This is a genomic window from Kiloniellales bacterium (assembly GCA_030064845.1).
In the GTDB taxonomy this organism is placed as follows: Bacteria; Pseudomonadota; Alphaproteobacteria; order Kiloniellales; family JAKSDN01; genus JASJEC01.
The window spans coordinates 43903-69541 of record JASJEC010000013.1 but is presented as its reverse complement, the minus strand read 5'-3'; the positions used below and the strand labels follow the sequence as shown (position 1 = coordinate 69541).

Genomic DNA, 25639 nt, shown 5'->3' with positions numbered 1-25639 from the left:
CCTTCGACCGTGGGCGGGGCTGAATCGTCGTACGCGCCGAGTCTGGGCCCTCGACAGCAGGTGCCACCGGCCTCTCTGCTTGTCAAGCGGCGCCCAGATGCTCCGCCGGCGGGCGGGGCCAGGCGACAAGTCGCCGATCTGGCTTTGCGCACGCCTAGTCTGTACCGCGTTTTCTTGGGCGATATCCGGCGATCATTTGAAACTTTTTTTCACTGTTTGTGGAACCCAGGTAATGAACATCTCATCCACGATTTGGCTACTCTAGAAACACAATGAAGGATGCCGCTCTCTCCACGACTGAACGGATGATTGCGCCGCGGCGGCTCGCCGTGGTGTTCAATCCCGTGGCCGGCCGCCGCGTGCGCCGCCGCTTGGAGAGCACCCTGGCGATCCTGCGCGAGCGCGGCTGCCAGCTCGACTTGAACGAGACCAAGGGCCGCGGCCACGCGGAGCATCTCGGCGGCGCCGTCGATCCGCGCGACGCGGACGCCATCGTCGTCGCCGGCGGCGACGGGACGATCAACGAGGTGATCAACGGCATGGTCGCTCGGCGGCCGGGCGGCGACGGCCCGCCGCTGGCCGTCCTGCCGATGGGTACCGCGAACCTGATCGCGAACGAGATCGGCCTGCGGCTCGACCCCGGCGCGATCGCCGAAACCATCCTCGAGGGCGAGGCCCGCTCGGTGGTGCTCGGCCGCGCCAACGGCCGCCTGTTCACGATCACGGCCGGCGTCGGCTTCGACGCCCACGTCGTGGCCGGGGTCGACGTGAGACTGAAGCGCCTGATTGGAAAGGGCGCCTACGTCTGGGAGTCGGCCCGGCAGTTGCGCCGCTTCCCCTATCCGACCTATCGCGTCTCGATCGACGGCACGGACCACCGGGCGACCTCGGTGCTGGTAGCCAAGGGCGCCCACTACGCCGGGAACTTCATTTGCGCGCCCCTGGCCAGGCTCGACGCACCCCATTTCCAGGTCTGCCTATTCCGGCGCGGCGGCCCCTTCAACGTTCTGCGCTACGCCGCGGCGCTCGCCCTCGGCCGCCTGCCGGCGCTGCCCGACATGTCGATCGTCGAAGGCCGTGACGTCCTGATCGAGGGGCTGCAGGACGAGCCGGTTCAGGGCGACGGCGACCTGATCGCGCGGCTGCCGCTCTCCGTCGGTCTGCTGCCCGGCGGCCTCCGAATCATCATGCCCAAGAGTGCCGCCCGCGCCTGACCGGGGGCCTTACTGGCCGGCGACGGTCATGCCCTCGATCCGCAGGGTCGGCGCGTTGGTGCCGTAGCGGAAGGTCAGGTCGTCGGCCGGCGTTAGATGCGGAAACATCTCCTTGAGATTGCCGGCGATGGTCAGCTCGCTGACCGGATAAGCCAGCTCGCCGCGTTCGATCCAGAACCCGGCCGCACCCCGGCTGTAGTCGCCGGTGATGCCGTTGACGCCCATGCCCATCATCTCGGTGACATAGAGCCCCTCGTCGATGTCGGCCATGAGCGCGCTCGGGCTCTGGGCGCCCGGCGCCATGTAGAGGTTGGTGGTCGAGGGCGAGGGCGGGGCCGAGGCGCTGCGGGCGGCGCGGCCGGTGGTCTCCAGCCCCAGTTGCCGCGCCGAGGCGAGGTCGAGAATCCAGGTGGTCAGGCGCCCGTCGGCGATCACCTCGAGACGGTCGTTGGCGACTCCCTCGCCGTCGAAGGGCTTGGAGCGGAGGCCGCGCGGCCGGTGCGGATCGTCGACGATGGTGATGCCCGGCGCGAAGATCTGCTCGCCCATCTTGTCCTTCAGGAAAGAGGTGCCGCGCGCGATGGCGGCACCGTTGATGGCGCTGGCCAAGTGGCCGACCAGTCCGCCGGCCACCCGGGGATCGAAGACGACCGGCACGCGCTTGGTCGAGACCCGGCGCGCGCCCAGGCGCTTCACCGCCCGTTCGCCGGCGCGCCGGCCGATCTCGGCCGGGTCCTCGAGGTCGGCGCCGTGGACGCAGGACGAGAAGTCGTAGTCCCGCTCCATGGACAGGCCTTCGCCCGCCAGCACCGAAACCGCGACGGCGTGGCGCGAGGACGCGTAGCTCGCCGCGAAGCCGTTGGAGGTGGCGAGCGCGACCGCGCCGCGCGTCCAGCTGGCCTCGGCGCCTTCCGAGTTGGTCACGCCCTCGACCGCGCGGGCCGCTTCCTCGCAGGCGGCCGCGCGCGCGATCAGATGCTCTGTGGTCGGCTCGTCCGGATCCTCCATATCGAGCGACGGCAGATCCTCGGCCAGCTGGGCCGGCTCGGCGAGCCCGCAGTGGGGGTCCTCGGGCACCGCCCGGGCCATGGCTAGCGCGCGCTCGACCAGGGTATCCATCGCGGCCGGGTCCGTATCGGTCGAGGAGACGATGGCCTGGCGCCGGCCGACGAAGACCCGCAGGCCCAGGTCCTGGCCTTCCTCCCGCTCCAGGCGTTCGAGCGTGCCCAGGCGCTGGGCATAGGAGAGCGAAACCGAATGGGCCACCAGGCCGTCGGCGCCATCGGCGCCGGCCTTCTTGGCCTTCTTGATCACGTCGTCGAGCAGCGTGAGGGCGTGTGCCGAATCCATCTGAGCTCCCGGAATGGCGTGCTTCGTCGGGTTGTGGTCTCGGCTATATATAGCAAGGGCCGGCGCCGATGCACGCGCGTCCTGGCGAGCCGCAGAAAAGGCGCCTAGCTGGCGCCATCACCCTTCGACAAGCTCAGGGTGAGGGTGAGATGTTTCAGGCACTTACCCTCATCCTGAGCTTTGTCGAAGGATGACCTTTATCAAGTACGCAGTAGTTCTTCCGCGACCTCGCTCTGACGCCGGAAAGCGAAACACCCCGCCGGAGCCCGGCGGGGTGTTTCGCGGTTTCGAGGAGAAGCGCGCCTAATTGAGCAGGATGCGCTCCAGACGGTCCAGGTCGTTGATCACGCGCCAGGAGCCGCCGCCCGATTCCACTTTGCCCTGCCAGTCCTCGAGGCGCTCCAGGTACTCCCGCGGGTTGATGTTGTCGGTCCGGAGCTTGGTCACGTTGAGCGCGACCACGCTGTAGCCGTCGACCGCCAGCGGAATGTCCCGGTTGTAGCCCTTCTTGAGCTCTTCCTTGAGGTCCGAGAAGATCAGGATCACCTTGTTGCCCGGGTTCTTCTCGTTCAGGAACTCGGTGGCCTGAAGGATACCGCCGGTGATGTCGGTGTACTGGGCCGGCTTGGCGCGCTTGACGAAGTCGTCGACCAGATCGCGGAACTTGCGCTTCTGCTGGTTCGCCATGCTGGGCCGGTCGTCGAAGGTCACCTTGGCGACGATGTCCTTCTCGTTGAAGCTGCCGGTGTCGATCCGCGCGACCGCGAAGGAGTCGCCCGGATCGAGGCGGGCCAGGATCGCGTTGATGATCTGCTGCGCCTTCTCCAGCTCCTCGGTATAGGTGCCCGAGGTGTCGATCAGCATGTAGACGCCGCGACCCTGCGGTTCCGGTTCGGAGCAGCCGGCGAGGCCGAGAGCGAGGGTCAGGCCGGCAATCGATAGAAATCGTTTCATGATGCTCATCTTTCTCAGGGCTGTTCCCTAGCGTGTTTGCGCACATCGCCCGCATGGCTCTTGATCTGGTTCTCGATGAACAGCGGCGCGAAGATGACGATGTCGTAGGCGTCGACCAGCAGGTCGCCGATCGTGCGGAACATCTGGCCGAGCCAGCGCAGGGCGACCGACAGGCCGCGCAGGCCGCCGACGGCGCAGATGCCGAGCACGGTGCGCAGCGAATGGACGAAGGTCTCCAGCGGGATCGCGACGAAGGTCAGCGCGAAGGGCAGGATGAAGCCCATGCCCATCTGCGCCGCCGTGGTGATCCAGCCCATGCCCGTGGCGTCGGAGACCGATTCCGTGTCGCCGCGCAGCTGGGCGCTCAGGAGCAGCTCGTCCTGCAGAAGGACGTCGCGCATCAGGGCCAGGCCGGCCTCGACGCTGGCCAGGATGGTCAGGATGGTCAGGGTGATCCAGATCATCTTGATCCGCATGTTGTCGGCCAGCGCCCCGATGACCGGGAACAGGCGCGTGATGCGGAGCGATTCCATTAGGAACAGGCCGATCGAGATCTCCACCAGGATGATGACCAGGGCGGCGATGTCGGCGACCTTGAAGCCGGCGATGTAGTTGGTGCCGCCGACCATCTCGGCCATCGGCCGGGCGATCAGGTTGAAGTTGATGATGGCGCCGCCGGTGGCGATGACCAGGACGAAGAAGGAGACGAAGAACTGCACCAGCGAGGACGAGGTCAGGGTGCGCTCGGCCCGGTCGGTCTGGCGCAGGATGTTCTCGTACTGCTCGATGTGTCGGTCGATGATCTGAGTCCGCTGCAGCAGACTGGTCATCTTGCTGTCGATCTCTTTCTGGTTCTGGATCGCCTTGCGCCAGTAAGGGATCATGTCCTTGAGGCGCTGGTGGCGCTCCTCGGTCGCCTTGCGGTAGTCCTCCTTGGCCTGGGACTGGGCCTTGTTCAGCGAAGTGTGGATGCCCTCGAGGATCTGGGCGACCATGGGATCGCCCTTGGAATCGATGTTCGCGACTTTCTCGACCGCGTCGACCCAGCCCGGCGGTGTCGGCGGCACCTCCTTGCTGGCGTCGTGGTCCTCCTCCATCTTCGTGACCTGCTCGCTCAGGCGGCGGTTCAGAAGGGGACACTCCGAGAGGTCGCGCTTGACGCCCGCGTCGATGCGCTCGAACTCGCGCTCGATGACGCGCTCCGTGGCCTCGCGGCCGGCCGCCAGCAGGACCTCGCGGTTGCGCGCGGTCATGGTGTTGGCCGACTTGTTCAGGGACGTCGCGGTCATGCGCAGCCCCTTGTAGAGTCCGCGCATGATTGTTTGGATCGCCCGGTGCGCCGGCACACGCGCGAAGTACATCGCGATGACCAGCACCAGGAACCAGATGAACCAGGAGACTGGTCCGCTGAGCGAAAACACCTCCGCTAAGGGCATAGCGACCTCACTGATTTTGTATTACAGGCCGGAACGATCCCCTCTCATCGGGGGGCCTCCTCGACCTCAGATAATCGTCTGCAATCGTATTGAAACGGTTAACCCCTGATCACCACGACAAGACGCAAGTCTTGCCACTAGGCGGGCAGCAACCGACCACATTTATAACACAGAATGCGGCAAAATATTGGCGGAGCTATTATTTTGGGAGATTAGGCCGTCTTTTTAGGCACTTAGGTTTCAAACTTTCTGCCCGGGTCAAAAGTTAACAGTTTCACTCACCGCCAAGCCCGGCGGAGCCAATAAAGCGGAAGGCCGGGAAGCGCCAGCAGGAGCGTCAGAACAAAGGCCAGCACCAGGTCGAAGACGAGGCTTCCCGCCCATACAGGTGGCGCCAACGCCCGGTTCGGCAGTACGACCTCCGCCATGTAGACCGCACCGGCGCTCGTGGCAGCCATCACGAGAATGCAACAGGCGGCGGTGACCGCAAGTTTTGCCCGCATGTGCTCGGGAAGAGTTTGAATCTTGGCGAAGAGACTGGTAGCGCGCACCGCGTCGAAGAAGATGAGGCCCATGCTGATGGGTACGAACATCATGAGCAGGGTAGCAAGACGCGCGCCTCTGGTTACGTTCGACAGAGCGCCGCCGAGCAGCGCGTAGTATTCCACCGCGCCGTAGCCGACGAGGACCAGGCAGAGCGCGGCGCCGAGAAACACTAAGGGGGCCGGCATCCCGGTTGCTGGCGGTACGCGGCTCACTGCTTGGTCTCCTCGGGGCAAGGCACACCCGCCGGGCTCCGCGCGGCGGTGCGAGGAACCATAAAGACCAGGCTTCACAGATTTCTTACTGCGGGTCGCCCTACTTCCAGATCGGCGCGCCGCTGCCGGGCAGGCCGTAGTCGGCCCACTTCTCGGAGACCCTGTCGATCACTTCCTGGTCCATGCGGATCTTGGTGCCCCAGTCCCGCTTGGTCTCGGGCGGCCACTTGTTGGTGGCGTCGAGCCCGATCTTGGAGCCGAGGCCGTCCTCCGGCGAGGCGAAGTCGAGGTAGTCGATCGGCGTGTTCTCGATCACCGTGATGTCGCGCGCCGGGTCCATGCGGGTCGACATCGCCCAGATCACGTCGTCCCAGCTCCGCGGGTCGACGTCGTCGTCCACCACGATGACCCACTTGGTGTACATGAACTGCCTCAGGTAGGACCAGACGCCGAGCATGACGCGCTTGGCGTGGCCCGGATAGGCCTTCTTGATCGAGACCACGGCGACCCGGTAGCTGCAGCCCTCGGGCGGCAGCCAGAAGTCGAGGATCTCGGGGAACTGCTGCTGCAGCAGGGGCACGAAGACCTCGTTCAGCGCCTCGCCGAGCACCGAGGGCTCGTCCGGCGGCCGCCCGGTGAAGGTCGAGAGGTAGATCGGATTCCGCCGCATGGTCATGGCGGTGACTTTGAAGACCGGAAAGGGCTCGACCGCGTTGTAGTAGCCGGTGTGATCGCCGTAGGGGCCCTCGTCGCCGTAGTCCTCGAGGCTGACCTCGCCCTCCAGCACGATCTCGGCCTGGGCCGGCACCTTGAGCGGCTGGGTCTTGCAGTCGACCAGATCGACCTTGCGGCCGCGCAGCAGGCCGGCGAAGTGGTACTCCGAGAGCGTGTCGGGCACCGGGGTGACGGCCGCGATGATGGTGCCCGGGTCGGCGCCGATCACCGCCGCCGCCGGCAGGGGCTCGGGCTTCTCGGCCTTCCAGCGCGCATGGTGCTGGGCGCCGCCGCGGTGCTTCAGCCAGCGCATCAGGGTGCGCCGCCGGTCCAGCACCTGCATGCGGTAGATGCCGAGGTTGAAGGCGTCCTCCTTGCGCGCGGAGGGCCCCCGGGTCACGACCAGCGGCCAGGTGATCAGCGGCGCCGGCTCGCCCGGCCAGCAGGACTGCACCGGCAGGCGTCCGAGATCGATCTCATCGCCCTGGAGCACGATCTCCTGGCACGGCGCCCGGCTGACGCTGCGCGGCTTCATGGCCAGCACCTGCTTCAGCAGCGGCAGCTGGCTCCAGGCCTCGCGCAGGCCGCCCGGCGGCTCCGGCTGACGCAGGAAGGCGAGGGTCTCGCCGATCTCGCGCAGCGCCTCCGGCTCCCGGTCCATGCCCCAGGCGACCCGTTCCACCGTACCGAAGAGGTTGACCAGAACCGGGCTCTCGTAGCGGCGCCCGTCGGCGTCGACGGCGTTCTCGAAGAGGGCCGCCGGCCCGCCCTCGGCGAGCAGGCGGGTCTGGATCTCGGTCATCTCGAGATGGGTCGAGACCGGCGCCGCCACCCGCTTCAGGCGGCCGGTGTTCTCCAAACGGTCGATGAAGTCGCGCAGAGACTCGTAGGGCATGGGGAAGGGTTTCACCTCGGGGCAGGGGCCGCTATCACGCCCCGCGGCGGGCAGCGCGTCAAGCGCGCAGCGGCGCGGGCGCGGCCCGGCTATCCGCGTCCCGCGTCCCGCTCCGCGATCCAGAGCAGGAAGGCCGTGTCGGCGCCGCCGATCCCGACCGGCGTGACGCCGTGCATCAGGACCCCCAGCCCGTGCTCTTAATCCCAGGCGCAGCCGAATTCGAAGCCGAGGTAGGATGCGCCGTCCTTCTCCAAGGGTTGAACGTGGACACTGTGCAGGCCGATCAGGCGCGCAAGATCGCCGGGCGCCCGCAGGTCGGGCATGTCCTCGCGGCGCGGCCCGCCGGCTTCGCCGCTGTCGGCTTGAAGCGAGGGATAGGCCGCGAAGATCGCCGACAGAACCGCGGCCGAAACCTCGGGCTCGCGGCCGAGGAACCAGGCGACGAGGGCGAGCTCCGCTGCTGTCAGCGGATCGCGGCTTGCCCCGGCGCGGCCGCCGTCCGGCGCGAAGACGAGCCTGACGGCGCCGTCCGAGGCTGTCGGGGCGTTCTGGGCGCCATAGGGACCGTAACGGGACTGGAATCCGCGCCAGCTGTCGAAGGTCGCTTCGGCGACCCAGAAATCTTCGTCGAAGGTGAAGGGCAGGATGGGCGCGCCGGCGCGCTTTGGAGCGTCAGGCCTCGGTGACCTTGAAGATCGTGCCCTCGATGCCGACCACGGTGATCCTGGTGCCGGCCGGCATGTCGGTCTCCGATTCGATCTTCCAGGTCGAGTCGTCGACCCGAATCTTGCCGAGCCCGTTGATCACCGGCTCGTCCAGAGTGAACTGGCGCCCGAGATACTGCTCGCCGCGCCGGTTCAAGGTCGGCCGGTCGGTCTCGATCGGGTGCTTCCTCAGGTAGTGGCGGGAGAGCACCACGCTCGTGACCGACAGCACGCCCCAGATCAGGAACTGCATCTGCCAGCTGGTCTCGGGAAAGACCAAGAGGATCAGGCCGACGACCGCAGAGGCGGCGCCGAGCCAGACCAGGACGGCGCCCGGCGCGAAGACCTCGGCCAGCACGAAGAGCAGGGCGGCGATCCACCAATGCCAGAACTGGATCTCTTCGAAGAACATCAGGCGTTCTCTCGCCCCGGCACGGCGAAGGTGGAGCTCGAGCTCGAAGGAATGCGGCTGCCCGACGCGCCGGACCGGTTCGGCCCCGAGCCGTTGGGCCGCGTGCCGCCGCCGGAAGGCCCGCCGTCGCCGAAGCTCTCGCGCGCGATCTCGGCGATGCCGCCGATCGCGCCGATCACGCTGCTCGCCTCGAGCGGCAGGAACATGATCTTCTGGTTCGGCGAGTTGGCGAACTGCCCGAGCGCATCGACGTACTTCTGGGCCACGAAGTAGTTGATCGATTGGATGTCGCCCGAGGCGATGGCGTCGGAGACGAATTTGGTGGCGTTGGCCTCGGCCTCGGCTTCGCGTTCGCGCGCCTCGGCATCGCGGAACGCCGCTTCGCGCCGCCCCTCGGCGGCCAGGATCTGGGACTGCTTGTCGCCCTCGGCGCGCAGGATCTCGGCCTGCCGGTCGCCCTCGGCCTCGAGGACGGCGGCGCGCTTGTCGCGCTCGGCCTTCATCTGGCGGGCCATGGATTCGACCAGGTCGCGCGGCGGCGTGATGTCCTTGATCTCGATGCGGGTCACCTTCACGCCCCAGGGCTCGGTCGCGTCATCGACGATACCGAGCAGCCTGGCGTTGATCTGGTCGCGCTCCGAGAGCAGTTCGTCCAGGTCCATGGAGCCCATGACGGTCCGGATGTTGGTCATGGTCAGGTTGAGGATGGCGCGCTCCAGGTTGCGCACCTCGTAGGCCGCCTTGGCGGCGTCGAGCACCTGGTAGAAGACCACGCCGTCGACCTGGACCAGGGCGTTGTCCTTGGTGATCACCTCCTGGGAGGGGACGTCGAGCACGGTCTCCATCATGTTCATCTTGGCGCCGACGCGGTCGATCACCGGAACGATGACACCGAGCCCCGGGGGCAGGGTCCTGGTGTAGCGGCCGAAGCGCTCGATCGTGTACTCGAGGCCCTGGGGCACCGATTTGACTCCCATGGCCACCAAAACGATGGCAAGCGCGACGACGACGATGGCAAAAACCGCGAAACCGCTCAATTCGATGAACATCATCTTCGGTCCCCGTGCTGAATGTTCTTTCCGGCTGCCGCCGCCGGTCGCCGGCGCGGCGAAAGGCGATAACCTCGATATGTCCAGATGTTGTCTAGCTAAATATGGTAAACGAAGTGTCTAGGTTGAAGGCGTGACCGCCGCGACCCCTCCGGCCCGTTCTCCGAGATGATCGAAAATGTCGACCGCTGCGTGGATCAAAAATTATTGGGATCCGTACAGTATCAAGACGTTGTTTACTGCGTTCGAGATATCCAGCTAGGATAACGCGGTTGAGCGCGTTGGCTACAAACATTTGGAAGGGCGCGAGCAATGGCGCAATTCTGGGTGGTCGGCGGAGAGTACAAGGATACGACCTTCGCCGAGACCATCGGTCAGAAGGAAGAGTGGATCGGTCCTTTCGGGGACTATGAGGTGGCGCGCCAAGAGTGGGCGAAGCGGGCCTGGCAGTCGGTCGACAACTGCCACACGCGCTATCGGATCGAACGGATCGATCCCGACGCGCCGCCCCGCTGCACGGACTAGACGCCGCCCGTCCCGTGCCTTGGGCCCTGCCGGATAGCGACTCGGGACGCCTCGCGCTGGCCAAGGGCTACCCTTACGCGGTGCCCGAGCGCTGCTATCTCCTGCTGAACGGCGAGGCGCGGCCGCTCGAGGGCGGGTCAGCGGAGGCCGCCCGCTTCGACAAGCGGTTCCCGGTCATCGCGCACGGCTCGAACCGCTCGCCCGAACAGCTGCTGCGGAAGTTCGGCCGTGACGCCGAAATCCCGGTGAGCCGGGGCGTCCTGGCCGATCACGACGTGGTCTACTCGGCACACATGACCCGCTACGGCGCGATCGCGGCCAATCTGGCCCACCTGCCCGGAGTCCAGGTCTCGCTCTGGATCACCTGGCTGACCGACCGGCAGCTCCAGCGCATGCACGAGACCGAGCTGGGCGCCGAGATCTATCGCTACGGACACCTCGAGGCTGCCGCCATTGCCCTCGAGTCGGGGCCGTCCGACGGAATCGAGAGCGCCGGGGTCTACCTCGGCAGCTACGGCTACCTTTGCCGCGACGGCGCTCCGGTCGGGCTCGCCGCCGTCGCCGCCGATGGCCGGGACCACCAGAGCCTGCACCAGGAGGACGTGCTCGCCCACGTGCGCGACCGGCACCGCCCGGGGCACGACCTCGACGCCATGCTGCTGGAGGCGATCCGTGACGCTGGCGCCCGCCGCGCCCTGACCGAAGACCTGCGCCGCGAGGCCCTGCCGCCCTCGGCGCCGCACTTCCGCGAGGTCTGACGGCAGCCGACCGCCGCGTCAGGGCAGGACGCGCCAAACGACGGCGTTGCGCAGGTCGGTATCCTCCAGCTCCCGGCTGGTCTTCACGCTGTAGGCGGCGAGGCGCTCCAGGCCCTTTCCAGGCAGGTAGCTGCGGCCCGGGTCGCCCATGAGCACCAGCGCGTCCCCGGCGGCGAGCCGGCGCAGCCAGTCTTCGATCCGGCCGGCGGTCGGCTGCTCGTAGCAGACGTCCCCGGCCAGCACCACCTGCCAGCCCGGGTTGTCCCGGCCGATCAGGTCGTCTTCCACGACCGCGAGCTCGACCCCGTTGAGCACCCCGTTGAGCCGCAGCGCGGCGGCGGCGAAAGGGTCGATCTCCGCCGCCTCGACCCGCGCGGCGCCGGCCTTGGCGGCGGCGATGCCCTGGATGCCCGAGCCGGCGGCGAAGTCGAGGACCGAGCGGCCGGCGACGGTCTCGGGATGGTCCAACAGGTAGCGGGCGAGCGCCTGGCCGCCGGCCCAGGCGAAGGCCCAGAAGGGCGGCGGCAGGCCGCTCTCGGCCAGCTCGGCCTCGGTCGACTGCCACAGCGGCACGACCTCGCTGGCCAGGTGGAGCGCGATCTCGGGCACCAGCGGCGGCCGTTCCACCGCTGTGTTGAAGCGGACGAAGCTTTCCGGGTCGGCGAGGTCGACATCGCGGCTCATGCCGCGAAGCCGGCGCCGAGGATGCCCGCCAGCAGCAGCCAGCCGACGAAGCGGTTCGACTGGAAGCGCCTCATGCAATTGCCCGGATCGTCGATGTCGAGGGTCCGTATCTGCCAGGCGAAGTGCAGCGCGACCGCGGCGACGCCGACCAGGAAGGGCCAGGCCAGACCGGCCGCCAGGCCGGCCGCCAGGAAGAGCGCCTGGGTCAGGAAGTAGAAGCCGGCCAGCCAGGGCTTGGTTTTTGCGCCAAGCTTGAGGGCGGTGGACTTGACGCCGATCAGGGCGTCGTCCTCCTTGTCCTGGTGGGCGTAGATCGTGTCGTAGCCGAGGGTCCAGGCCACGCCGCCCGCGTAAAGCAGGACCGCCGGCCAGTCCAGGCCCCCAGCAACCGCCGACCAGCCGACCAGGGCGCCCCAGTTGAAGGTCAGGCCGAGCCAGGCCTGGGGCCAGTAGGTGATCCGCTTCATGAAGGGATAGCTGAAAACCAGGACCAGCGAGGCCGCGCCGAGGCCGATGGTGAAGAGGTTGAACTGCAGCAGCACGGCGAGGCCGATCGCGAGCTGCAGAACGAGGAACAGGGTCGCGTTGCGGGCCGTGACCTGGCCGCTCGGGATCGGACGCTCGGCGGTGCGCGCCACCCGGGCGTCGTAGTCGCGGTCGGCGATGTCATTGAAGGTGCAGCCGGCGCCGCGCATGACGACCGCGCCGACCGTGAAGAGCACCGCCAGCCAGAGGTCCGGCCAGCTGCCGCCGGATACCGAGGCGAGCGCCAGGCTCCACCAGCAGGGGAACAAGAGCAGCCAGGTGCCGATCGGCCGGTCGATCCGGGCCAGCCTCAGGTAGGGGCGGAGCGTCGCGGGCGCGACCCGATAGGCCCAGTGATCGCGGATGTCGCTGGCCGCGGCGGGGCTCGCCGCCGGCGTTGTCTCGGACGCGTCGCTCATGGCCTAATCATCGCAGGCTTCAGGCGGCCGTGAAAGCGGCTGGCGCTGCCGGACTCTGGTGGGAGTGCAGGCGCATGGCGGTCAAACTGGCGACGCGGCTCTACCTGGAACAGGATCTCGCCGCCGGCGCGACCCTGGGCCTCGATCACGGTCGCGCCCACTACCTGCGCAGCGTCCTTCGCCTGGGGCGCGGCGCCAGGCTCGCCCTGTTCAACGGCCGCGACGGCGAATGGTCGGCCCGGCTCGACGCCCTGGGCAAGGGCTGGGCCTCGCTTGTGGTCGAGGAGAAGCTGCGGGCGCAGACCCACGCGCCCGACCTCTGGCTCGTCTTCGCGCCGATCAAGCGGGCGCGGATCGACTTCCTGGCCGAGAAGGCGACCGAGCTCGGGGTGTCGCGGCTGCAGCCGGTCATGACCCGCTACACCGCGGTCAGCCGGGTCAACGAGGAGCGCCTGGCGGCCAACGCCCGCGAGGCCGCCGAGCAGTGCGGCCGGCTCGACGTGCCGGCGGTCGGCCGGGTGCGCGATCTCTTCGACCTCCTGGGGGAATGGCCGGCGGAGCGCCGCCTGCTGGTCTGCGCCGAATCGGGACCGGCCGAGCCGATCGCCGAGGTCCTGCGCGCCTTGAGCGAGGCCGAAAACGGCCGGGCGCCGCCCTGCGCGGTGCTGGCCGGGCCGGAAGGCGGCTTCGCGCCCGCCGAACTTGACGGGCTGGCAAATCTCCCCTTTTCTAGCCTCGTTGGGTTGGGCCCCCGCGTGCTGCGCGCCGACACCGCAGCCCTGGCGGCTCTGGCGTGCTGGCAGGCGATCCTGGGGGACGGCCGTTCAAGGCCCGGGGCGCGCGCGACCGAGGCGCTTTGAGTCCAGCATGGTCACCACCGTTCCCGCACCACGAGACGGAAGCCCCCCGAATGTCAGCCCCGCCCCAGCAAAAGGGTGAGCCGATCACGAGCAAGGCGCAGCTCGTCGCCTATCTCGAGGCCGGCAGCAAGCCCAGCACCGACTGGCGTATCGGCACCGAGCACGAGAAGTTCGGCTTCACCCAGGACGATCTTCGGCCGCTGCCCTACGAGGGCGAGCGCGGCATCGAGGCGCTGCTGACCGGCATGGAGCGCGCCTTCGGCTGGCAGGGCGTGCGCGAGAACGACAGGGTCATCGCGCTGGCCAAGGAGGCCTGCAGCATCACCCTGGAGCCGGGCGGCCAGTTCGAGCTGTCCGGCGCGCCGCTCGAGACGATCCACCAGACCTGCAACGAAGTGCATACCCACCTGGCCCAGGTGCGGCAGATCGCCCAGCCCTTGGGCATCGGGATGCTGGGCCTCGGCTTCCAGCCCAAGTGGCCGCGCGACGCGATTTCCTGGATGCCCAAAGGGCGCTACAAGATCATGCGCGAGTACATGCCGAAGAAGGGCAGCCTAGGTCTCGACATGATGACCAGGAGCTGCACGGTGCAGGTCAACCTGGATTTCTCCAGCGAGGCCGACATGGTGCGCAAGTTCCGGGTCAGCCTGGCGCTGCAGCCGGTCGCCACCGCGCTCTTCGCGAACTCGCCTTTCACCGAAGGCAAGCCGAACGGCTTCCTCAGCTACCGCAGCCATCTCTGGACCGATACAGACCCCGACCGCTGCGGCATGCTGCCTTTCGTGTTCGAGGACGGCATGGGCTTCGAGCGCTATGCCGACCACGTGCTCGACGTGCCCATGTACTTCGTCTATCGCGACGGCAAGTACCTCGACGCTAGCGGGCAGTCGTTCCGCGACTTTCTCGAGGGGCGGCTTCCCGCCTTGCCCGGCGAGCGGCCGACAACCTCGGACTGGGCCGACCATCTCTCGACGCTCTTTCCCGAGGTGCGCCTGAAGCGCTTTCTCGAGATGCGCGGTGCCGACGGCGGGCCGTGGCGCTGGCTCTGCGCCCTGCCCGCGCTCTGGGTCGGGCTGCTCTACGACTCGACGGCGCTGGACGCGGCCTGGGACCTGGTCAAGGACTGGAGCGACGCCGAGCGGGCCGAGCTACGCGATGCGGTGCCCCGCCTTGGGCTGAGAACGCCGTTCCGCGGCGGCACGATGAGCGATCTCGCGGGCCGGGTCCTGGAGATTGCCGAGCACGGCCTGAAGAGCCGGGCCCGGATCGATACCGACGGCCAGGACGAGGTGCACTACCTGGCCGCCTTGAAGCAGGTCGTCGAGAGCGGCAAGACCCCGGCCGAGGAACAGCTCGAGGCCTTCAACGGCCGCTGGCGGGGCAGCGTCGACCCGGTGTTCGAGGACTACGCCTACTAAAGACGTCTCCGCTGACGCGGAACTTCGACACCAGCGGGCTGGAGCGGCCGTCTGCCCTGCGGCCTCAGGACACGATGATGTAGGTCAGGCCGAGCAGGCTGACGCCGCCCAGCACGTTGGACAGCGCCACCGTCCCGCTGTCCCCCGTCTTGCTCTTCGGCTGGACGTCCAGGGCGATCGGCATGGTCGCCAGCATGACGGCGATCCAGGTCCAGGACGCCGGGATGCTGACCACGTAGGTCGCGATCGCCCAGACGGCCGCCGGGAAGGCGGCTAGCTTGAAGGCGCAGATCGCCGCCGTGCGCGGTGTGACCGCGGGGATCGAGAGACGCGCCAGGATGCCGCCGATGGCGAAGAGCGCGCAGGGCACGGCGGCACCGGCCACCAGGGTGATCAGCTGGTTGACCGGTCCCGGCAGCGTGATCTGCACCTGGTTGACCAGCAGGCCCGCGGCGAGCGCGATGAAGACCGGCTGCCGCGCCTCGCGCTTGACGTCCTGCCACAGGCTGTCGCCCAGCTTGGCGGTCTTGCGCCGGGCGATGCCGTCGATCGCGGTGCTCATCAGCGCCATGACCATGCCGTGGGTGCCGACCAGGATCATCAGCGTGGTCCACTTGCTGCCGAGCACCAGGATGACCGCCGGCAGGCCGAGCAGCACGACGTTGGAGCTGGTCGCGTAGGTGCCGTAGGTGCTCTGCTCGGCGACCGAGCTGTGGAACACGAAGCGGGCGACCAGGACCGCCAGGACGAAGACCAGCAGCGCGCCGCCGTAGTAGGTGGCCAGCAGCTCCCAGATGTTGCCGACGTTCTTCGGCAGGGTCGAGGTGGCCAGGGTGTGAAAGACCAGCAGGGGAATCGCCAGCGCCACCGCGAAGCGGCTGACGCCGTCCGAGACCGCGTGGCTGAGCCAGGAGAACTTGACGGCCAGGTAGCCGATCAGGACCACGCCGAGAACCGGCAGAACGAGGAGCAGAGACTTTTCCATGACAGTGCCGCCTTAGTGGTTCTTGCTTTTCCGACTCCGAGGAGCTGCGGCCCCTGCGGCCCGGTCGGGCCCAAGGGTGTCGGGCGGACCCTAATTTCGGATTAAGGGGGGTGCCCCCGGACTCGGACGCCAGACGTAAAGCGGGGGCCGGAAGTAAATGAGGGCCGCAGCTTGGGGGAGACTGCGGCCCTCGGGGTATGAGGGTACTGGAAATGGGGAAGGGCTAGGTGTGTTCATCTAATACCCAGGAAGTTAACGAAGGGTTAACAGGGTTAAACTTTTTTCGGAGACATGAAAAAAAGTCGCCGCCCGCTACCTGGCGATGCAGTGGGCCGATGCAGCGGGCTTGGTGCCCGGGCGGTTTCCTGTTTAACTGAGCGCTGAAGAGAGGGGAGCCAATCATGTCGATCAGACATAAGCCGGCGTCGATCGCGCCACCCTTTTCGTCCTACAGCCATGCCATCGAAGTGGCGGCGGGCGCCCGCTGGCTCAGCATCTCCGGCCAGGTCGGGGTCATGCCCGACGGCACCTGGAGCCAGGACCCGTCGGCCCAGATCCACCAGACCTGGCGCAACCTGCTGACCATCCTGGAAGGGGCCGGCATGGGGCCCGAGAACCTAGTCAAGGTGAACACCTACCTGACGCGGCAGGAGGACATCGCCCTGGCGCGGGAGATCCGCGAGACCTTGCTCGACGGCGCGGAGCCGGCCTCGACCCTGGTGATCGTCGCGGGCCTCGCCCATCCCGAGTGGCTGGTCGAGATCGAGGCCGTGGCCGCCTCCGAGAGCTAAAGCGCCGGCGGCCGCGCGGCCATGCTGTCCTTCAAGACGCTCCACCCCGATTTCGGGGCTCAGGTCACGGGGCTCGATCTCGCCGGGCCCCCGGCCGGTGAAGACCTGGAGGCTTTACGCGAGGCGATCGACCGCTTTTCCCTGCTCTGCTTTCCGGACCAGGTCCTGGACGACGGGAAGCAGCTCGCCCTGACCAAGGCGCTCGGCGAACCGGAGATCGACCATCTCGCCTACGGCCGGGAAGGGCGCGTGCAGTACTTCGGCACGGTCGGCAACATCGACGCGGAGGGCCGCCAGCGGGGCAACGACCATGAGATGACGCGCTATGCTACCGGGAACCAGATGTGGCACTCGGACTCCTCGTTCCGCGAGGTGCCGACCTTCGTTTCGATCAACTACGCCTACGAGGTGCCGGGGGAGGGCGGCGAGACCGAGTTCGTCAGCGCCCGGGCCGCTTACGTCCGCCTGAGCACCGCCGAGAAGGCGGCGCTGGCGCCGCTCCAGGTCGTCCACGACTACGTCTACTCACGCAGCAAGGTGGCGCCGGTCAAGCCGTCCCACGCGGACTCCCTGCCGCCGGTGCGCCAGCGCCTGGTGCGGTCCAACCCGCGGACCGGAGCGCGCAACCTCTTCATCGGCTCCCACGCCAGGGAGGTAGTCGGCCGGGACGAGGCGGAGAGCCGCCACCTGCTCGACGACCTGCTGGCGCGCGCAACCCGCGCGGAGGACGTCTACGCCCACTGCTGGCGGCCGGGCGATCTGGTGATCTGGGACAACCGCTGCCTGCTGCACCGCGGCCGGCCCTACGACGCGGACAGGTATCGCCGCAGGATGCGCCAGACCCGCGTGCGCGGCGCCGGCTCGACCCTGGACGAGAGCTTCGCCTGACCAGGCGGGATCCGGCGCCCTCAGGGCGCGGGGATCAGTTCCAGGAACGCCCCGACCACGGCTTCCGCGCAGCCGACCACGGCCTCGGCGCCGGCGGTCATGGCTCCGGCCGATTCGGTACCAGCACCGCCGGCTGAAACGGCGGCGCTGAGGATCTCGGCGGCCGTGTTCGCCACAACGCCCTCCTTCGGGCGGCGGTTCCGGCTGTCGGGCAGTTGCTCGGCTTCCGTGCCACTTCGGACCCGGAAGACGCAGAGGAAGAAGACCGAAACCACCGCAACGAAGCCGACATAGCTTTGGGCCATGTAGTTGTCGAAGAGGATCGTGAAGAACCAGTTCTGCCCGAAGATGTAGACGCCCGCCGCCGCGAGCGTGGTCACGGTCAGGAGGAAGGAGGGCAAGACCAGGGCCTTGCGGGCCCGGTGACCGAGAAGGGTTGTTCCGAGCAGGAGCGCGAACACGAAGACGTTGGAACCGGTGAATATCATCAGGTCCAGACGAAGCTTCTCGATCACCTCCTGGAACCTGGCCTTGGCCTTGGCCACGGCCTTCTCCCGCGCTTTCGCCACCACGGTGAGTGGCTCGCGCAGTTGCGACTCGACCCGCTCCTCCAGCGCCGCGCGTTCGTCGCAGGAGAAGTGGCAGAGCTTCTGGATGATCGGCGCGAGCTGCTTGGCGACATCGGACACCGCGTCGCCTTCGCCGCCGTCCCGCCCGGCCTTCCAGTTTCGATAAGCGTCCTGGAGCCGCTGGCCGGCCTTGCTCTGGATGACCGGTTCGAGCTTCTCGCGAACCTCGCCCAGAACGAAGGTTCGGGCCGTGCTCTCGACCCTGTCCGGTGCCAGAAGGATGAGCAAGAAGAGACCGCCGAAAACCAGCAGTCCGAGGATTGCGACGGTTCGGTTGAAGGTGCTCATGCGGCGCTGCCCTCCTGGCTTGCCGTTGTGTCGCCCGCGGTTATGCGGCCGTGCCGCCGACCGTCAGGCCGTCGATCAGCATGGTCGGCTGGCCGACGCCGACCGGCACGCCCTGGCCTTCCTTGCCGCAGGTGCCGATGCCGTTGTCGAGTTCCATGTCGTTGCCGATCATCTTGACCTTGGTCATGACGTCGGGGCCGTTGCCGATCAGGGTCGCGCCCTTGACCGCCGGGCCGATCTTGCCGTCCTCGACCAGGTAGGCCTCGGTGCAGGAGAAGACGAACTTGCCCGAGGTGATGTCGACCTGGCCGCCGCCGAACTGCACGGCGTAGAGACCCTTCTTCACCGAGGTCAGGATCTCGGCCGGGTCCTTGTCGCCGGAGAGCATGTAGGTGTTGGTCATGCGCGGCATGGGGATGTGCGCGTAGCTCTGGCGACGGCCGTTGCCGGTGGGCGCCATGCCCATGAGCCGGGCGTTCTGCCGGTCCTGCATGTAGCCGGTCAGGATGCCGTCCTCGATCAGGGTCGTGTAGCTGGTCGGCGTGCCCTCGTCGTCGATGGTCAGCGAGCCGCGCCGGTCGGCGATCGTGCCGTCGTCGACCACGGTCACGCCCGGCGCGGCGACCCGCTCGCCCAGCAGACCGGCGAAGGCAGAGGTCTTCTTTCGGTTGAAGTCGCCCTCCAGGCCGTGACCCACCGCCTCGTGCAACAGCACACCCGGCCAGCCGGGGCCCAGCACGACCTGCATCTCTCCGGCGGGCGCGTCGATCGAGCCGAGATTGACCAGCGCCTGGCGCAGCGCCTCGTCGGCCGCTGCCTGCCAGTAGGCGGGCTCGAACAGGCTCTCGTAGGTGATCCGGCCGCCGCCGCCGTAGCTGCCGCTCTCCATGCGATCGCCCTCGCCGACGACGACGGCGACGTTGAGACGGACCAGCGGGCGGATATCCGCGGCCCGCTCGCCGCCGGCGCGCAGGATCTGGACCGCCTGCCAATGGCCGCTGACCGAGGCGGTCACCTGGCGCACCCGCGGGTCCTTGCCGCGGGCGTAGGCGTCGATCTGCTCCAGCAGCTTGACCTTGGTCTCGAAGGGCACGAGGGCCAGGGGGTTGTTGTCGCCATAGAGCCGCGTGTTGGTGCCGAGCGGCGCCTCGGCCATTGCGCCGTCGTGGCCGCGCTGGACCGCTTGCACGGTTTCCGCCGCGCGCTTGATCGCCGCCTCGGAAAGCTCGCTCGAGTGGGCGTAGCCGGCGGCCTCGCCGGCCACGCTGCGCAGACCGAAGCCCTGCATGGTGTCGAAGCTGGCGTTCTTGAGCCTGCCGTCGTCATATCCCAGGCTTTCCGACTGGCGGTACTCGAGAAAGAGTTCGCCGTCGTCGGCGCCCTTGAGGGCATCGTCGACCGACGCTTCCAGGCGGCTGCGGTCCAGGCCGGCACGGTTGAAGAAAAGCTCGTCGGTAGCGGCCAGGTGGCTCATGGCAAACTCCTTCCGAGGGGCGCGGCCCCGTGTCTGTCTGGAAGGAGATATAGAGGCGCGGGTGCCAGATTGAAACCGAGCACCGAAGGCCGGGGTCTCTTGCTAGTGCAGCATCTCGTTCGGCCAGACCGGCACGTCGAGCGCGAAGCTGTGCTCCAGGGCGTCGACCGAACGGGTGCAGGCCGCGTCGGGGCCGTGATAGCGGACCGCGAGATCGCGCAGCGCCAAGGTCAGGGCAACCAGCACGTCGACCGGTTCGGCCTCGGACTCGAGGCAAACGGACAGCAGCTCGCTGTAGAGCTCGCGCACGGACATCATCTGCTCGAAATCCTGGTCGGACATTCTGGCCTCGCCGGTCGGTATCCGACGTCGATGGTGCCGCTAATCCTTATCGAATTCCTTAAGATGCCCCCACGCCGGCGCGGCAGAAATTGCCTAGAGCGGTTCTCTCGCCCCGAACTCTCTTCTTGAAGCCCGGGATGTGTCGCAGATCCGGGGTCTCGACCTGGGCGGGGTCGGGGCGCGGCCGAGGTGTCTCGACGGGCCGCCGCCGACCGGCAGTAACCCGGGCGGCGGGCGCGCGGCGCGGGCTGTCCGGACCCCTTGTTTTTCTTGGTCCTCTGGCCTCCTCGCGGACTTGTGAGGCCGGTTTTCTTGGGGTAGTTTCGCCCGTGTTCGATGGCGCTGTCCCGGGGGGCCGGCCGCGCGAAATCTCAGGCGTCGTCAGCTTCGTATTGAAGGTGAGGCGCGAACTTTGAGGGATCCGAAAGGCATGGCGAACGTGAATCGTTTGTGGTCCTTGATGACAGTCGCAACACTCGCTGACGCTCTGGATCGGGTGCAACGCTGGAGCCGCCGGTGCACCGCCGGCATGCTCGCGTTCGCGACGATTTTCGTTTTCGCCGATCTGCCCGTCGCCCGCGCGGCGCAGCCCGAGCCTTGGGGCCTCGGTTTCCAACCTGCCGCTTCGCCGACCGCGCAGAAGATCACCGCCATGAACGATTGGCTGTTCGTGCTGATCGTGGCGATCGCCGCTTTCGTCCTGGTACTGCTGCTCTACGTGATGTGGCGTTTCTCGGAGAAGCGCAATCCGAACCCCTCCAAGACGACCCACAACACCACGATCGAGGTGGTCTGGACCGTCATACCGGTCATCATCCTGGCGCTGATGGTCGTGCCCTCCTTCAAGCTGCTCTACTTCGCAGACCGGATCGAGGACGCCGACATGACCATCAAGGCGATCGGCCGCCAGTGGTACTGGTCCTACGAGTATCCGGACCACGGCAACTTCACCTTCGACGCCTACATGGTCCCCGATGACGAGCTCACGGGCGACCAGCCGCGGCTCCTGGCTACGGACAACGCGGTGGTGCTGCCGGTCGACACCCGCATCCGCATCCTGGTGACGGCGAGCGACGTGCTGCACAACTTCGCCATGCCCTCCATGGGCCTGAAGCTGGACGGGGTGCCCGGCCGGATCAACGAGACCTGGGTCGAGATCCTCGAGGAGGGCATGTACTACGGCCAGTGCTCGGAGCTGTGCGGCACCGGCCACGCCTACATGCCGATCATGATCAAGGCCGTGTCTAAGTCGGAGTTCGACCGTTGGGTCGAAGAGGCCAAGGAAGAGTTCGCCAGTCTGGACGAACCGGCCCCGACGCCTGAGAAGAAGACGCCCGTGCGCTTTGCGGCGACTGACGAGGCCTCCGAAGACCTTGAGAGGGACAACTAAGATGGCATACGGAAGCGAAGCACACGGCCACGCGCACCACGACCACGTGCCCGGGTTTTTCGTTCGGTGGTTCTGCTCGACCAACCACAAGGACATCGGCACGCTCTACCTGGGCTTCTCTGTGATCGCGGCCCTGATCGGCGGTGCCTTCTCGATCATCATGCGCATGGAACTGGCCGAGCCGGGCGTCCAGTATCTGGTAACCGCCGACGGCGAGCCCGACGGCCACCTGTGGAACGTTTTCATCACGGCCCACGGCCTGATCATGGTGTTCTTCGTGGTCATGCCGGCGCTGATCGGCGGGTTCGGCAACTGGATCGTGCCGCTCATGATCGGCGCGCCCGACATGGCTTTCCCGCGGATGAACAATATCTCGTTCTGGCTCCTGGTGCCGTCGTTCTTCCTGCTGCTCGCCTCGGCCGTGATCGGCGGCGGCGCGGGCACGGGCTGGACGGTCTACCCGCCGCTGTCGGGGTCGCTCGGGCACCCCAACCCGGCGGTCGACATGGCGATCTTCGCCCTGCACCTGGCCGGCGCGTCCTCGATCCTGGGCGCGATCAACTTCATCACCACGATCTTCAACATGCGCGCGCCGGGCATGACGCTGCACAAGATGCCGCTGTTCGTCTGGTCGATCCTGGTGACCGCTTTCCTGCTGCTGCTGTCCCTGCCGGTGCTCGGCGGCGCGATCACCATGCTGCTGACCGACCGTAACTTCGGCACCACCTTCTTCGATGCCGCGGGCGGCGGCGACCCGATCCTGTTCCAGCACCTGTTCTGGTTCTTCGGCCACCCGGAGGTCTACATCATGATCCTCCCGGCCTTCGGGATCATCAGCCAGATCGTGTCCACCTTCAGCCGCAAGCCGGTGTTCGGCTACCTCGGCATGGCCTACGCCATGGTGGCGATCGGCTTCGTCGGCTTCATTGTCTGGGCGCACCACATGTACACGGTGGGCCTCGATGTCGACACGCGGGCCTACTTCACCGCGGCGACCATGATCATCGCGGTGCCCACGGGCGTGAAGATCTTCTCCTGGATCGCCACCATGTGGGGCGGGTCGATCCGCTTCGACACGCCGATGATCTGGGCGATCGGCTTCATCTTCCTGTTCACCGTCGGCGGCGTGACCGGTGTGGTGCTGGCCAACGCCGGCATGGACCTGGCCTTCCACGACACCTATTACGTGGTCGCCCACTTCCACTACGTGCTGAGCCTTGGCGCCGTGTTCGGCATCATCGCCGGCATCTACTACTGGCTCGGCAAGATGAGCGGCCGCCAGTACCCCGAGTGGGCCGGCAAGCTGCACTTCTGGACCACCTTCATCGGCGTCAATCTGGCCTTCTTCCCGCAGCACTTCCTGGGCGCCCAGGGCATGCCGCGGCGCTACATCGACTACCCGGACGCCTTCGCAGGGTGGAACCTGGTCTCGTCCTGGGGTTCCTACATCTCGGCCGCCTCGACGCTGTTCTTCTTCGGCGTGCTGATCTGGACCCTGATGTACGGCAAGAAGGTGGCCGAGAACTACTGGGGCGAGGGAGCGACGACCCTGGAGTGGACTGTGTCCTCTCCGCCGCCGTTCCATACCTACGAGGAACTGCCGCGCATCAAGTAGCGCGCGGCACGACCCCCTAGGGCAGAGCGAGAGTGAGACCGTGAGCGACACGTCCTTCGACGCGACGGGGCGGCCCGGCGAGGTCCTGATCGGGACCGGGGCCGGGATCGCCCGGGTCGGCGACTTCCTCGACCTGCTGAAGCCGCGGGTGATGTCGCTCGTGGTCTTCTCGGGCTTCGCCGGCCTCTTCGTGGCGCCGGGCACGCTCCACCCGCTTCTGGCCGCGGTCGCGGTTCTGTGTATCGCGGTCGGGGCCGGCGCGGCCGGAGCGATCAACATGTGGTACGACCGGGACATCGACGCGGTCATGGCCCGGACCCGGCGGCGGCCGATTCCGGCGGGGCGCGTCGAGCCGGCCGAGGCGCTGGCCTTCGGCGTGATCCTGGCGCTTTTCTCCGTGATGCTGATGGGGCTCGCGGTCAACTGGGCGGCGGCAGCCCTGCTGGCGTTCGCCACCGGGTTCTACGTCTTCGTCTACACCGTCTGGCTGAAGCGGCGGACGCCCCAGAACATCGTCATCGGCGGCGCCGCCGGGGCCTTCCCGCCGATGATCGGCTGGGCCGCGGTCACCGGCGGGGTCAGCCTGGACTCGATCGTGCTGTTCGCGATCATCTTCATGTGGACGCCGCCCCATTTCTGGGCGCTGGCGCTCTACCGTGACGGCGACTACGCCAAGGCCGGCGTGCCGATGCTGCCCTGCGTGGCCGGCCGCCGGGCGACGGAACGGCAGATCCTGGTCTACAGCGCGCTCCTGGTGCCGCTCACCCTGGTGCCGGCGGCCATCGGCACGGCCGGCTGGGGCTATGCCGCCGCCGCGGCCCTGCTCGGCGGCCTGCTTCTCCTGCTGGCGGTCCGCCTGCAGAAGGACGAGAGCGAGCGCACCGCCCGGCAGATCTTCGGCTATTCGATCTTCTATCTCTTCGCGCTCTTCGCCGCCCTGATCGTCGACGGCGCGGCGGGAATGGTGGGATGACCCCGATGAGCGAACCTCAGGACGCTCAGGACCTCGCCCGCCGGCGGCGCCGGCGGAACCTCGTGCTGGCCGGGGCGCTGGCGACTTTCGTAATCGTCGTCTACTTCGTTTCCCTGGTCCGGATGGGAGGCAGCTGAGCCATGGCGCGCGCTGACACCTCCTCAGGCAAGAACGCCCGCCTCGCCCTGATCCTGGGCGGCCTGGTCTGCTCCATGGTCGGGCTGGCCTTCGCCTCGGTGCCGCTCTACCAGCTGTTCTGCCAGGTCACGGGCTTCGGCGGTACGACCCAGGTCTCCGAGGCCATGCCCGAAACCACTCTGGACCGGGTGATGAAGGTCCGGTTCAACGCCGACATCCACCGCGACCTGCCGTGGCACTTCCAGCCTGTGCAGAAGGAGGTGGTGGTCAAGGTCGGCGAGCCGGGACTCGCCTTCTACGAGGCCCGCAACCTGTCGAACCGGCCGATTACCGGGACCGCGACCTTCAACGTGACGCCGCTCAAGGCGGGTCAGTACTTCAGCAAGGTGCAGTGCTTCTGCTTCGAGGAGCAGCGGCTGGAGCCAGGCGAGACCGTGAGCATGGGCGTCTCCTTCTATGTCGACCCGGCGATCGCGGAAGACCCGAACCTGGACGAGGTGGCGGCTATCACCCTGTCCTACACCTTCTTCTCGCTCCCCGAGGAGGAGGACGACGAACCCGCGGACGGGGCGGCTGGCGAGCAAGACCAGGCCGCCCACCGGGAAGCGATGCAGGAACCACGCTCTTGACGAGGACTCGAGATGAGCGATAGCGGACACGGCCACGAGGCCAAGCACCCCTACCACCTGGTCGATCCGAGCCCCTGGCCGCTGCTGGGCGCCGTCGCCGCCGGCGTCCTCGCTGTCGGGCTGGTGCTCTTCATGCACGACATGGCCGGCTGGATCTGGCCGATCGGCGTGGTCCTCGTGCTCCTGACCATGGTCGTCTGGTGGCGTGACGTGGTGAAGGAGGCGACCTTCCAGGGCTTCCACACGCCGATCGTGCAGATCGGCCTGCGTTACGGCATGGCGCTGTTCATCGCCTCCGAGGTGATGTTCTTCTCCGCCTTCTTCTGGGCCTACTTCAACGCCTGGCTGTTCCCGGTCGAGGCGACTGGCTTCATGTGGCCGCCGGAGGGAATCGAGGTCTTCGATCCCTGGGGCGTGCCGCTGCTCAACACGCTGATCCTGCTGCTTTCCGGCTGCTCCGTTACCTGGGCGCACCACGCGGTGCAGAAGGGCGACCAGAAGGGCGCCGTGCAGGGCTTGGCCGTGACCGTCCTGCTGGGCGTCATCTTCACCGCCCTCCAGGCCTTCGAGTACAGCGTCGCCGCCTTCTCCTTCACCGACGGGATCTACCCCTCGACCTTCTTCATGGCGACCGGTTTCCACGGCTTCCATGTCATCGTCGGCACCTTGTTCCTGGCCGTCTGCCTCTACCGGGCGCACCTGGGCCACTTCAAGCCGGACCACCACTTCGGTCTGGAGGCGGCCGCCTGGTACTGGCACTTCGTCGACGTCGTGTGGATCTTCCTCTTCACCTTCGTCTACGTGGCAAGCATCTGAGCAGAG

At 67.5% G+C, this 25639-nt stretch carries 27 protein-coding genes; 13 read left to right on the top strand and 14 right to left on the bottom strand.

Annotation, left to right across the window (positions count from 1 at the left end; genetic code table 11):
- The first annotated feature begins 272 nt into the window (after positions 1 to 272).
- Positions 273 to 1214 carry a diacylglycerol kinase family lipid kinase gene (locus QNJ67_07335; GenBank protein ID MDJ0608775.1) on the top strand — a complete coding sequence of 314 codons (942 nt, stop codon included), beginning with the start codon at positions 273 to 275 and terminating at the stop codon, positions 1212 to 1214.
- A 9-nt stretch (positions 1215 to 1223) separates the two neighbouring features.
- Here the strand turns inward: QNJ67_07335 and QNJ67_07330 are convergent, their stop codons facing one another.
- The 8 genes from QNJ67_07330 to QNJ67_07295 form a co-directional block, all read right to left on the bottom strand.
- Positions 1224 to 2564: a TldD/PmbA family protein gene (locus tag QNJ67_07330; GenBank protein MDJ0608774.1), complete on the bottom strand. Its 1341-nt coding sequence runs from the start codon at positions 2562 to 2564 to the stop codon at positions 1224 to 1226.
- A gap of 303 nt (positions 2565 to 2867) precedes the next feature.
- A complete protein-coding gene (locus QNJ67_07325; GenBank protein ID MDJ0608773.1) occupies positions 2868 to 3518 on the bottom strand; it encodes a hypothetical protein in 651 nt (216 codons plus the stop codon).
- 14 nt (positions 3519 to 3532) lie between these two features.
- Positions 3533 to 4954: a hypothetical protein gene (locus QNJ67_07320; protein MDJ0608772.1), complete on the bottom strand. Its 1422-nt coding sequence runs from the start codon at positions 4952 to 4954 to the stop codon at positions 3533 to 3535.
- 278 nt (positions 4955 to 5232) lie between these two features.
- Positions 5233 to 5712 carry a hypothetical protein gene (locus tag QNJ67_07315; protein ID MDJ0608771.1) on the bottom strand — a complete coding sequence of 160 codons (480 nt, stop codon included), beginning with the start codon at positions 5710 to 5712 and terminating at the stop codon, positions 5233 to 5235.
- Positions 5713 to 5812: 100 nt separating this feature from the next.
- Positions 5813 to 7321 (bottom strand): UbiD family decarboxylase, encoded by a 1509-nt coding sequence (locus tag QNJ67_07310; GenBank protein ID MDJ0608770.1) that lies wholly within the window; start codon positions 7319 to 7321, stop codon positions 5813 to 5815.
- A 197-nt stretch (positions 7322 to 7518) separates the two neighbouring features.
- Entirely contained in the window at positions 7519 to 7644 is a 126-nt protein-coding gene (locus tag QNJ67_07305; protein ID MDJ0608769.1) for a hypothetical protein, read from the bottom strand.
- 349 nt (positions 7645 to 7993) lie between these two features.
- The gene (locus QNJ67_07300) at positions 7994 to 8437 is read right to left on the bottom strand and encodes an NfeD family protein (protein MDJ0608768.1); all 444 of its coding nucleotides are present in this window, start codon (positions 8435 to 8437) and stop codon (positions 7994 to 7996) included.
- The gene (locus QNJ67_07295; protein ID MDJ0608767.1) at positions 8437 to 9489 is read right to left on the bottom strand and encodes an SPFH domain-containing protein; all 1053 of its coding nucleotides are present in this window, start codon (positions 9487 to 9489) and stop codon (positions 8437 to 8439) included. The genes QNJ67_07300 and QNJ67_07295 overlap by 1 nt, the downstream gene beginning before the upstream one ends.
- Before the next feature lie 309 nt (positions 9490 to 9798).
- Between QNJ67_07295 and QNJ67_07290 the strand changes: the two genes are divergently transcribed.
- Together QNJ67_07290 and QNJ67_07285 are read left to right on the top strand one after the other, a co-directional pair.
- The gene (locus tag QNJ67_07290) at positions 9799 to 10011 is read left to right on the top strand and encodes a DUF4170 domain-containing protein (protein ID MDJ0608766.1); all 213 of its coding nucleotides are present in this window, start codon (positions 9799 to 9801) and stop codon (positions 10009 to 10011) included.
- A 14-nt stretch (positions 10012 to 10025) separates the two neighbouring features.
- Entirely contained in the window at positions 10026 to 10769 is a 744-nt protein-coding gene (locus QNJ67_07285; protein MDJ0608765.1) for a hypothetical protein, read from the top strand.
- An 18-nt stretch (positions 10770 to 10787) separates the two neighbouring features.
- Here the strand turns inward: QNJ67_07285 and QNJ67_07280 are convergent, their stop codons facing one another.
- Both QNJ67_07280 and ubiA read right to left on the bottom strand, forming a co-directional pair.
- Entirely contained in the window at positions 10788 to 11453 is a 666-nt protein-coding gene (locus tag QNJ67_07280) for a 50S ribosomal protein L11 methyltransferase (GenBank protein MDJ0608764.1), read from the bottom strand.
- Positions 11450 to 12397: a 4-hydroxybenzoate octaprenyltransferase gene (gene ubiA / locus QNJ67_07275; GenBank protein ID MDJ0608763.1), complete on the bottom strand. Its 948-nt coding sequence runs from the start codon at positions 12395 to 12397 to the stop codon at positions 11450 to 11452. Before ubiA ends, QNJ67_07280 begins: the two co-directional genes overlap by 4 nt.
- Positions 12398 to 12471: 74 nt before the next feature.
- Here ubiA and QNJ67_07270 point away from each other — a divergent pair, with 74 nt between their 5' ends.
- Both QNJ67_07270 and QNJ67_07265 read left to right on the top strand, forming a co-directional pair.
- On the top strand, positions 12472 to 13257 hold the full coding sequence (locus QNJ67_07270) for a 16S rRNA (uracil(1498)-N(3))-methyltransferase (GenBank protein MDJ0608762.1): 786 nt from the start codon (positions 12472 to 12474) through the stop codon (positions 13255 to 13257).
- A gap of 50 nt (positions 13258 to 13307) precedes the next feature.
- Positions 13308 to 14675, top strand: a complete 1368-nt coding sequence (locus QNJ67_07265) for a glutamate--cysteine ligase (protein ID MDJ0608761.1) — start codon at positions 13308 to 13310, stop codon at positions 14673 to 14675.
- Positions 14676 to 14739: 64 nt separating this feature from the next.
- On the opposite strand, the gene QNJ67_07260 is transcribed toward QNJ67_07265, so the two are convergent.
- Complete coding sequence (locus tag QNJ67_07260; GenBank protein MDJ0608760.1) at positions 14740 to 15660, bottom strand: AEC family transporter; 921 nt, start codon at positions 15658 to 15660, stop codon at positions 14740 to 14742.
- Positions 15661 to 16061: 401 nt separating this feature from the next.
- Between QNJ67_07260 and QNJ67_07255 the strand changes: the two genes are divergently transcribed.
- Both QNJ67_07255 and QNJ67_07250 read left to right on the top strand, forming a co-directional pair.
- A complete protein-coding gene (locus tag QNJ67_07255; GenBank protein ID MDJ0608759.1) occupies positions 16062 to 16451 on the top strand; it encodes a RidA family protein in 390 nt (129 codons plus the stop codon).
- 21 nt (positions 16452 to 16472) lie between these two features.
- On the top strand, positions 16473 to 17339 hold the full coding sequence (locus QNJ67_07250) for a TauD/TfdA family dioxygenase (protein ID MDJ0608758.1): 867 nt from the start codon (positions 16473 to 16475) through the stop codon (positions 17337 to 17339).
- 20 nt (positions 17340 to 17359) lie between these two features.
- Here QNJ67_07250 and QNJ67_07245 read toward each other — a convergent pair whose 3' ends face one another.
- From QNJ67_07245 to QNJ67_07235, 3 genes are all read right to left on the bottom strand, one after another.
- Positions 17360 to 18256, bottom strand: coding sequence for a hypothetical protein (locus QNJ67_07245; protein MDJ0608757.1), 897 nt, complete (start codon positions 18254 to 18256; stop codon positions 17360 to 17362).
- A gap of 40 nt (positions 18257 to 18296) precedes the next feature.
- On the bottom strand, positions 18297 to 19730 hold the full coding sequence (gene tldD, locus QNJ67_07240; protein MDJ0608756.1) for a metalloprotease TldD: 1434 nt from the start codon (positions 19728 to 19730) through the stop codon (positions 18297 to 18299).
- Positions 19731 to 19832: 102 nt separating this feature from the next.
- The gene (locus QNJ67_07235) at positions 19833 to 20072 is read right to left on the bottom strand and encodes a hypothetical protein (GenBank protein ID MDJ0608755.1); all 240 of its coding nucleotides are present in this window, start codon (positions 20070 to 20072) and stop codon (positions 19833 to 19835) included.
- A gap of 529 nt (positions 20073 to 20601) precedes the next feature.
- Between QNJ67_07235 and coxB the strand changes: the two genes are divergently transcribed.
- The 6 genes from coxB to QNJ67_07205 all read left to right on the top strand — a co-directional run bounded on the left by coxB (position 20602) and on the right by QNJ67_07205 (position 25633).
- Positions 20602 to 21462: a cytochrome c oxidase subunit II gene (gene coxB / locus QNJ67_07230; GenBank protein MDJ0608754.1), complete on the top strand. Its 861-nt coding sequence runs from the start codon at positions 20602 to 20604 to the stop codon at positions 21460 to 21462.
- Between the two features lies 1 nt (position 21463).
- Positions 21464 to 23077, top strand: a complete 1614-nt coding sequence (ctaD, locus tag QNJ67_07225) for a cytochrome c oxidase subunit I (protein MDJ0608753.1) — start codon at positions 21464 to 21466, stop codon at positions 23075 to 23077.
- Positions 23078 to 23162: 85 nt separating this feature from the next.
- The gene (locus QNJ67_07220; protein ID MDJ0608752.1) at positions 23163 to 24050 is read left to right on the top strand and encodes a heme o synthase; all 888 of its coding nucleotides are present in this window, start codon (positions 23163 to 23165) and stop codon (positions 24048 to 24050) included.
- Positions 24051 to 24055: 5 nt separating this feature from the next.
- A complete protein-coding gene (locus QNJ67_07215) occupies positions 24056 to 24187 on the top strand; it encodes a hypothetical protein (GenBank protein ID MDJ0608751.1) in 132 nt (43 codons plus the stop codon).
- Positions 24188 to 24190: 3 nt separating this feature from the next.
- On the top strand, positions 24191 to 24817 hold the full coding sequence (locus tag QNJ67_07210; GenBank protein ID MDJ0608750.1) for a cytochrome c oxidase assembly protein: 627 nt from the start codon (positions 24191 to 24193) through the stop codon (positions 24815 to 24817).
- A 12-nt stretch (positions 24818 to 24829) separates the two neighbouring features.
- A complete protein-coding gene (locus QNJ67_07205) occupies positions 24830 to 25633 on the top strand; it encodes a cytochrome c oxidase subunit 3 (protein MDJ0608749.1) in 804 nt (267 codons plus the stop codon).
- The last annotated feature ends 6 nt before the right edge of the window (positions 25634 to 25639 follow it).

Bases quoted from the DNA above. Each gene is read 5' to 3' on its own strand.
- QNJ67_07335 (MDJ0608775.1), top strand. From the start codon at position 273: ATGAAGGATGCCGCTCTCTCCACGACTGAACGGATGATTGCGCCGCGG.
- QNJ67_07330 (MDJ0608774.1), bottom strand. From the start codon at position 2,564: ATGGATTCGGCACACGCCCTCACGCTGCTCGACGACGTGATCAAGAAG.
- QNJ67_07325 (MDJ0608773.1), bottom strand. From the start codon at position 3,518: ATGAAACGATTTCTATCGATTGCCGGCCTGACCCTCGCTCTCGGCCTC.
- QNJ67_07320 (MDJ0608772.1), bottom strand. From the start codon at position 4,954: ATGCCCTTAGCGGAGGTGTTTTCGCTCAGCGGACCAGTCTCCTGGTTC.
- QNJ67_07310 (MDJ0608770.1), bottom strand. From the start codon at position 7,321: ATGCCCTACGAGTCTCTGCGCGACTTCATCGACCGTTTGGAGAACACC.
- QNJ67_07305 (MDJ0608769.1), bottom strand. From the start codon at position 7,644: ATGCCCGACCTGCGGGCGCCCGGCGATCTTGCGCGCCTGATCGGCCTG.
- QNJ67_07300 (MDJ0608768.1), bottom strand. From the start codon at position 8,437: ATGTTCTTCGAAGAGATCCAGTTCTGGCATTGGTGGATCGCCGCCCTG.
- QNJ67_07295 (MDJ0608767.1), bottom strand. From the start codon at position 9,489: ATGATGTTCATCGAATTGAGCGGTTTCGCGGTTTTTGCCATCGTCGTC.
- QNJ67_07290 (MDJ0608766.1), top strand. From the start codon at position 9,799: ATGGCGCAATTCTGGGTGGTCGGCGGAGAGTACAAGGATACGACCTTC.
- QNJ67_07280 (MDJ0608764.1), bottom strand. From the start codon at position 11,453: ATGAGCCGCGATGTCGACCTCGCCGACCCGGAAAGCTTCGTCCGCTTC.
- ubiA (MDJ0608763.1), bottom strand. From the start codon at position 12,397: ATGAGCGACGCGTCCGAGACAACGCCGGCGGCGAGCCCCGCCGCGGCC.
- QNJ67_07270 (MDJ0608762.1), top strand. From the start codon at position 12,472: ATGGCGGTCAAACTGGCGACGCGGCTCTACCTGGAACAGGATCTCGCC.
- QNJ67_07265 (MDJ0608761.1), top strand. From the start codon at position 13,308: ATGTCAGCCCCGCCCCAGCAAAAGGGTGAGCCGATCACGAGCAAGGCG.
- QNJ67_07260 (MDJ0608760.1), bottom strand. From the start codon at position 15,660: ATGGAAAAGTCTCTGCTCCTCGTTCTGCCGGTTCTCGGCGTGGTCCTG.
- QNJ67_07255 (MDJ0608759.1), top strand. From the start codon at position 16,062: ATGTCGATCAGACATAAGCCGGCGTCGATCGCGCCACCCTTTTCGTCC.
- QNJ67_07250 (MDJ0608758.1), top strand. From the start codon at position 16,473: ATGCTGTCCTTCAAGACGCTCCACCCCGATTTCGGGGCTCAGGTCACG.
- QNJ67_07245 (MDJ0608757.1), bottom strand. From the start codon at position 18,256: ATGAGCACCTTCAACCGAACCGTCGCAATCCTCGGACTGCTGGTTTTC.
- tldD (MDJ0608756.1), bottom strand. From the start codon at position 19,730: ATGAGCCACCTGGCCGCTACCGACGAGCTTTTCTTCAACCGTGCCGGC.
- QNJ67_07235 (MDJ0608755.1), bottom strand. From the start codon at position 20,072: ATGTCCGACCAGGATTTCGAGCAGATGATGTCCGTGCGCGAGCTCTAC.
- coxB (MDJ0608754.1), top strand. From the start codon at position 20,602: ATGCTCGCGTTCGCGACGATTTTCGTTTTCGCCGATCTGCCCGTCGCC.
- ctaD (MDJ0608753.1), top strand. From the start codon at position 21,464: ATGGCATACGGAAGCGAAGCACACGGCCACGCGCACCACGACCACGTG.
- QNJ67_07215 (MDJ0608751.1), top strand. From the start codon at position 24,056: ATGAGCGAACCTCAGGACGCTCAGGACCTCGCCCGCCGGCGGCGCCGG.
- QNJ67_07210 (MDJ0608750.1), top strand. From the start codon at position 24,191: ATGGCGCGCGCTGACACCTCCTCAGGCAAGAACGCCCGCCTCGCCCTG.
- QNJ67_07205 (MDJ0608749.1), top strand. From the start codon at position 24,830: ATGAGCGATAGCGGACACGGCCACGAGGCCAAGCACCCCTACCACCTG.